We start from the raw sequence: 6864 nt of genomic DNA on the forward strand, positions 1-6864 counted from the left end.
ATAAAGGGCTTTCAGACTATCGGTTAGTTGAATCAGGGATGCTGGTTTCATGCGAGTTCCTCACTCTGAGGATTTTCCCATTATTATAGGATCAATCATTCTCTGTAATTCTCTTAGTGGATATGATGCAGAATCTCAAATCCTCTCCCAAAGCTATGCTGATGTTATCTTACCGGCGATTTATCATGGGGCACATCGGACTGATTGGTATCTTCAGTGGGTTTGTTATCAAACCTTTCCCCTGAAGCAAATGTGTTTTACTGACATTCGAGTTAAGAATGCCCGCAGCGGTGGCCATAGTAAAATTCAAAAGCCGCAGCATTATGAGCCAACAGAAGCATTGTTTTTGTTTAATCGACACGCCAAGAAGCCATATCCATTGTTGAAAAAAAAGGATGATATTCTTAAAAATAATGTTGAAGTTTTTGAGCGGCTAGTTGATAAAACCCCTATTGAGTTCACTCTGAAAGACCTAGCAAAGGTCTATGATATCAGCAATACTGATTTTAAAATTAGACAACCTACGGCCAGTAGTCGGTACTTGTACAGAAAACCTTGGAATCGTTTTGTCTGGAAACTGGTCAGAAAACTGACAGGGGAATATAAATATTAATTCCACCGCGCTCTGGCTTTGAAAGCTGTCAAATGGCTACTCACTTATGCTGGGACAGCTTGACAGAAGGAAGGGCATTTTAGTAGTCAGCCAAAAGTCTCAGGAAGTATTTAACGGAGCCAGTCTAAATAATTCTTAAACACAATTCTTCTCCGCTCTCCAGAGTGAGAGAGGGGTTAGGGATGAGGGGATTTTACAATTCATTGAGTTTTGCTATACATTAGCCTGTGGTTAAACTTTTATACGGAAAATTTGCCAGACAATCTCCTATGGACTAAACTTTTTAGCCATTCAGGCATAGAGAGAATTGCCATGTATAATAAATTGGCAGCTAAGAGCCAATTGATCATTTCATCAACTAACCAAGGATATAAGAATGGACTTGCGTAAAAGGTTGTCACCATAGCGACTAAAGCCATACTGGAAGGTAAGCTCAATTGATTTTCTTGCTTAATCCAATCCAAAATTTGAGGAAGGGCAAAGATTAGAAAAGTTAATTTGTAATCATAAAGCATGCCAATAACAAGAAAATTTCCTAAATGAATTGCTGCCGCAAGACGGAAGTAATCAATGTATCGACTTTTATCTAAAGATTTGTCCGAATCGGTTGAGACAAAATCCGAACTAAGCCATTCTTTAAAAATTTTAAATTTCGACAATAAAACTCTGGTTAAGATTGACATAGTAAATAAAATCATAATTATATACATCATATATATGATCGTATTTTTAAGATCAGTTTCGCCGCTAGTAAGCTTTGATAGAATATATTTGACTGCACCAAAGAGGACTTTATAGCCAAAACTATACCAAATTCTCCCATCATGAATGCTTGAGATAGTTTTAATCTCCCCTATACTAGCGAGAAAATAAGTAATAAAAGCAGTGGTAAAAATAGCCGACAAGAACAGAAATAGATTTCTTTTTTCTTTAAGAATTACCGCCAGTCCAAAAATTGGAAATAGTTTAACAACCCCCCAAAAAAATATTAATAAATAGGCACACAACCTAAAAATTAATGCTCGGCTATTCTTAATTATCATTAGTGCGACACCCAGCCAAGAATAGATAACAATATCTACGTTGCCACGTTCCACTAAAAGCATTACTGGTGGTGAGCATAAAATTAGGGCATAAACTACAGCTTCTTGATAATTTAATCTGCCAATGATCATTAAAGTTATCCCATAAAAGATTAAAGCAAAGAAAACTCCCCAAAATATAGTATCACGCTGCTCTAACCCCAGCCAAGTTAATGAAGACCAACTACTAGGATAAGATATTTGCTTGAAGCAGGAATTATTGATTAGGGAAACTTCCTCAGTCAATCGATCACAATCAAAAGCACCTAATACGGCTGCAAGATCGATAAAGGGGTTTGTAGCCGCAGGAACCCCAAGTCTCCACCAAAAATTGTGATAGGGAACAAAAAAATTAGCTACATACAATAACCCAAAATATCCTAAGACTGCGGCAACTACCAAAAATCTGCCATCAATTTTTGATGGCTTTTTGAGCATTTTCCTAATCTGGATATGTATTGAATTTACTATGTCCACTTAGTGCCTCCTGCTATGAAAGGATTGATTATCTGTCAATTACTTGAGTTCAGTATAAGACGCTCATTGCGCCGCTAAATGAAAGACTACATCCGGTTGCCATGAAGCGATTAAACGAGCCACTAACTCAGCTAAGGCGGGGGTGGTATTGGCAGCTAAACTGAGGCCTTTTACCTCTGCCCCCAGATGGAGTAACCAAAACCCCAGCCAAGACCCCTTAAAGCCAGTATGACCCGTGATAAAGACCTTTTTGCCAGGCTAAAATGCTTTCTTTACCATATTTTCCATCTAGCTTGTCCAGTGTCATAAAGGTGATTGAGCATTTCCATTTCTCGGTAAGTATCCATGCACTGCCAAAACCCTTCATGCTTATAGACGGCGAGTTCTCCTAAAGCGGCCAGGGTTCTTAGGGGTTGTGCCTCAAAAGTCGTCGCATCTCCCTCAATTAAATCCAAAACCTTGCGATTTAAGACAAAATACCCCCCATTAATCCATCCCTCAGCCGTTTGGGGCTTTTCTTGGAATTGAGTGACTAAATTACCCTCAATGATTAACTCGCCAAAGCGAGAAGAAGGACGAACCGCCGTCATCGTGGCTAATTTGCCATGGGAGTAATGGAAGTCCAACAGATCCGCAATATTCACATCACAAACCCCGTCCCCATAGGTGGCTAAAAAGATATCGCTTCTGCTTTGGTCTATATAAGAGGTGAGACGTTTAAGACGGCCTCCCGTCATGGTTTCCTGTCCCGTGTCAATTAACCAAATACGCCAGTCTTCCTCCTCGTGTCCACTATCGAGTTTGGTCACTTTTTTATTGCCTAACTCTAAGAGGACATCACTTTGATTCCAATCATAGTTAAAGAAATAGTCCCGGATTATTTCCCCTTTGTACCCTAGACAGAGCATAAAGTCAGTTAGCCCATATTGGGCATAAGTTTTCATGATATGCCAAATAATTGGCCGATTTCCGATGGCAATCATCGGTTTAGGTCGAAATTCGGTTTCTTCCCGCAGTCGGGTTCCTTTGCCGCCACACAAGATGGCGACGGGAATGTTAGACTTATAGTCCTTAACTGTTAAACTGACCGATTGTATTACCATTAGATTATATAGTGAAGGGCTTTGAGAGTGACATCATCTTATCGAGGCAGTTTAACACGGGATTCCCGATTGTGTCCAATATCTGTCTAAAAAAATTTTTGTTAAGCGAGTGTGTCCAGTTTATTGCTAAACAGTCTCTTAAATCCTATAGCAGTTATCTTCATGGTGAGGTACGAGGTTTTCGTTTTGGGGAGTCGGCCAGCAATGCTAAATCAGGTTATACTTCATCTTTAACGCTAAATTCTAACCGAGTAGGACTAGAAATTAGTGCTACCATGCGAAGATAAATATTCGGGGATACGGTCACGAAGCTACCAGACAATTTTAGGATAAAAATACCGACACTTATGGGGAAATCAATCAATAAAGTCCGAGTAACAGCACTGATTTTAGGGATTCTAGCGATCGCCTTTGCCTTTTTCACCAGGATTGTCAGTATTTTTGAATACGTTACCTTCGATATCGGACCCGATCCCGATCAGATTAGCGGTGGTTACTTTTGGATGGATATGTGGAAGGGAAACTTTCCTCAATTGGGACCTGCAGGGGGGGGTGGAAAATATGGATTCGTAATTCCTCCCCTCTATGGTTATTTAGCGTTCCCTCTGACAATTTTCGGTACCGCTCCCGAATTTCAAGTCCTTACCAATGGACTATTTTCTTTTCTATCGATTCCCCTCTTAATCTACTTTGTTTATCAACTTTTAGAAAATGTAGAACAAGATAAACGTCTTCTCCTGTCCAGTTTGGCAGGATTTTGGTATAGCACGATCTATGCGGACTATTTCATTAATAATTTTTCCTGGGCCCCTAGCCCAATACCCTTTTTCCTGCTCGTTTTTGCTTTACTCTATCGGTTCCAGATGGAAACGAGTAAGCCGCTGCTCTATCAGGCTATAGCTTGGATATTCTTCGGGATTACCGTCGCTATATTGGTGAGTTTACACACCACCACGATGTTAATTATCCCAGTGACTTCTGTTATCGCCTCTCTAGGGTTTGTTTATCGAAATCGAAAGAATACTCGTAAATGTCTTTTGCCTTTTCTATCGATTCTCTCCGCAAATCTCGCCTTGATTATGTATTGGAATAGTGAGATAGTTCGGAATTTCGCCAATACGAAAGGACTGGTGAGAGCACTCACGGAGAAGGGGGCGAGCGGTGAACCATCGAGCAATCTGTTCACTCGTCTATTTAAAGCGATTTGGGAAACGGTTTATCTGGGTAATCAAGTGTTTTTTTTGAATGACAATATATCGATTTTCAATGTCGTAGTTTCTGCTATTTTTTTCGGCATTTCTCTATACATAGTCATCAAAAAATATCGAGGCAATAAAACACTTATCGGCTTTTTGGCGATCACTTGGATAATTTTTCTCTACGCTTCCTCTAATTATCCTGATGAGCATTTTTATTCCCATCGTAAAATCTTACTCTGGTTTGCTCCTATCCTCTTGGCGATCGCTAGTCTGGCCTATCTAAACTTTACTAAGACTTTCGACAGGATCCTCGGTCTAGTTCTAGCAATTATCATCGGCTATTCTATCGCAACTAATCTCTATTTCAATCAACGTTATCTTGCTAGTAAATACGGTTCCGAAAGACTCCTATCCGTGGCCGATACAGTGGAAATTATCAATCAGATTCCCGTTGGTTCAACCCTTTGTGATCCGGCCAAGAAAGGCAAAAGAAAAGAGCATGGTCAGTATGATTATATCGATACCTTTATGACCAAAAGAGAGCTAACGATAACCAATACCTGCCCATCGGGTAGTTATTATATACAGCCGAAATTTAAAATGGCTATCCAAATGAACGATTTATTTCCAATTTTTACCCTCGCCAAAACCCCCCCTCTCGATCGCCCGATGACTTCCCTTCTGGAAACCCCAGAAGCCTATCTCTATAAAATCGAGTAGCAATACTGTAGTGATGAAGATGCCTTTACTACCCTAGAGTTCGAGGATTAATCCAGGGTAAACCGGTGGTTAAGGGACAGTGTTAGTTCCATTAAACAATATTTATCGGTGATTTATTGGATGGGGTGCATTGTAAGCTGTATTGCCTTTAAACTGAGTAGGGGTCGAGAAGGTCGTCGCCGACCTCCCCTCCCATTCAGAACCGTACATGAGACTTTCACCTCATAGGGCCTCTAGTTTGACTGTTCCATTTGTCAAGTTAAGGAAGTTACAGTGAGTTGGATGCTATCTCGATTATTAGCATAGGCGATGATCACATCGTTAGCAAAGCAGTAAAGCCGTCCTGTTTTTGGTGCTGTAAACTGTTTATTTGTGCCAATGAGGAACAAACTATCTTGATCTTTATCAATTGAACCAATGAGTGAAAACCAAGGTGAATTAGGCATTCGTCGTAGTCCTTCACATAGTTTCAGAAAGAAATTAGGACTTTCATAACCATCAGCATTAGAGGTAATTGTCCAGTCTGTCCATTGACCTGTTGCTTGAAAATGATATTCTTGTCCAGCGACAAGATTAATTCCTGTATCGTTCCAGATTAGTTTTGAGTCTATGGTGACAGGGAGATTTTTGTTTTGCATTACCAGAGGGGAACGTAACCCAAGCCAAATCTTAAATTTTTTTTTTCGAGAGATAAAGAATCAGGAATCGCCACTGCACCTTCAGTATTAAAAGCATTGGCTTGTTCACAGGTATCTTTATCTGCTATTGACATCCTCGCCGCCCTAAAAGTGCGGCGAGGATGTCAAAGTGATATTCCTCAATAAAGTAAAGGGAAATTTGCAGTTTTCTAGGTTAAGATGGGCTAAAACAAGCGTTTAACCTGGCCATTCCTCCCCAATTGTTGAAATGTTTTTCGGCTTCGGTATTAATCTCACAGAGCGGTCGCGGCTTACCGTTGCCCGATCCGGGAAAAACGACATACATAACACCGCTACTCACACCACCTGTTCGGGGACTAGAAGGAATGCCCAACGCTTCAGCAAGGGCAATTGAACCCTCGCCAATTTTGTTGGATGGGCCAACATCTGCATAAATCCCATTGACAATCCTGCCGTTTTTACCATTAAAAACCACGGCAAAATCCCCCAGTTTTGCCCCGGCACTGCCACCACCGGGGAGAACAATATAGGGTATCCGAGTAGAATCAACATAGCGACTGGGATCAGTTTTTGCCTTAGTTCCATCCTGTAAAGCTGTCATAGAGACAAAATAACCTTGATCGGGTCCAGAGGGTTGCTCATAAGCTCGATTAGGATTTTGAGGGTCAGGGACAAGAATATTCTTGGCTCTTCGTTACTCTTTATGCTAAATCAACAGACAAGATGCCAAGACAACATACTTCTAACCCAAAAATTCCGAAAGTTTCTAAAGCCATAGGCTCTCCGTTTTATTAGTTTAAGTTTATTGTTGATTCCCTCGACCATCCCATTCGTTGTCCTTCGCTCGAAATAACTAATTATTTCTCCAAACCAGTTTCGGATTGTTTGACAACTCTTAGTAAAAACACTGGAGGATTTTGCCAACCATTCCGAGATGGATAGCATTCCCTCTGTCGGATTCTCTGAGGTTTCATAAATCTTTCTAAATTCTTCCTTTAATTCCTGCATCTT

9 protein-coding genes and 1 pseudogene are annotated in these 6864 nt (G+C 40.5%); 3 read left to right on the plus strand and 7 right to left on the minus strand.

Going from position 1 to position 6864, the window contains the following annotated elements; translation table 11 throughout:
* Positions 1-49 precede the first annotated feature (49 nt).
* Positions 50-613: a hypothetical protein gene (locus H6G48_RS05670; RefSeq protein ID WP_190719951.1), complete on the plus strand. Its 564-nt coding sequence runs from the start codon at positions 50-52 to the stop codon at positions 611-613.
* Positions 614-852: 239 nt separating this feature from the next.
* Here H6G48_RS05670 and H6G48_RS05675 read toward each other — a convergent pair whose 3' ends face one another.
* The 3 genes and pseudogenes from H6G48_RS05675 to rfbF all read right to left on the minus strand — a co-directional run bounded on the left by H6G48_RS05675 (position 853) and on the right by rfbF (position 3275).
* The gene (locus tag H6G48_RS05675; RefSeq protein WP_190719955.1) at positions 853-2133 is read right to left on the minus strand and encodes a hypothetical protein; all 1281 of its coding nucleotides are present in this window, start codon (positions 2131-2133) and stop codon (positions 853-855) included.
* Positions 2134-2238: 105 nt separating this feature from the next.
* Positions 2239-2412: pseudogene (locus H6G48_RS26075) on the minus strand (CDP-glucose 4,6-dehydratase); the annotation flags it as partial.
* Positions 2413-2444: 32 nt separating this feature from the next.
* Entirely contained in the window at positions 2445-3275 is an 831-nt protein-coding gene (gene rfbF, locus H6G48_RS05685) for a glucose-1-phosphate cytidylyltransferase (protein WP_199328746.1), read from the minus strand.
* Between the two features lie 71 nt (positions 3276-3346).
* Between rfbF and H6G48_RS05690 the strand changes: the two genes are divergently transcribed.
* On the plus strand, positions 3347-3562 hold the full coding sequence (locus H6G48_RS05690; RefSeq protein WP_242034541.1) for a hypothetical protein: 216 nt from the start codon (positions 3347-3349) through the stop codon (positions 3560-3562).
* A 60-nt stretch (positions 3563-3622) separates the two neighbouring features.
* Positions 3623-5194 carry a hypothetical protein gene (locus H6G48_RS05695; protein WP_190719958.1) on the plus strand — a complete coding sequence of 524 codons (1572 nt, stop codon included), beginning with the start codon at positions 3623-3625 and terminating at the stop codon, positions 5192-5194.
* A 254-nt stretch (positions 5195-5448) separates the two neighbouring features.
* On the opposite strand, the gene H6G48_RS05700 is transcribed toward H6G48_RS05695, so the two are convergent.
* The 4 genes from H6G48_RS05700 to H6G48_RS05710 all read right to left on the minus strand — a co-directional run.
* Positions 5449-5832 (minus strand): hypothetical protein, encoded by a 384-nt coding sequence (locus H6G48_RS05700; protein ID WP_061431643.1) that lies wholly within the window; start codon positions 5830-5832, stop codon positions 5449-5451.
* The gene (locus H6G48_RS26785; RefSeq protein ID WP_260324440.1) at positions 5832-5966 is read right to left on the minus strand and encodes a hypothetical protein; all 135 of its coding nucleotides are present in this window, start codon (positions 5964-5966) and stop codon (positions 5832-5834) included. The genes H6G48_RS05700 and H6G48_RS26785 overlap by 1 nt, the downstream gene beginning before the upstream one ends.
* Positions 5967-6046: 80 nt before the next feature.
* A complete protein-coding gene (locus H6G48_RS05705; RefSeq protein ID WP_242034542.1) occupies positions 6047-6454 on the minus strand; it encodes a glycoside hydrolase family 75 protein in 408 nt (135 codons plus the stop codon).
* 110 nt (positions 6455-6564) lie between these two features.
* Positions 6565-6864 (minus strand): transposase (locus H6G48_RS05710; protein WP_190719961.1); only part of this gene is annotated, 300 nt, incomplete at its 5' end.

The sequence above is a fragment of the Microcystis flos-aquae FACHB-1344 genome (assembly GCF_014698375.1).
GTDB lineage: Bacteria > Cyanobacteriota > Cyanobacteriia > Cyanobacteriales > Microcystaceae > Microcystis > Microcystis aeruginosa.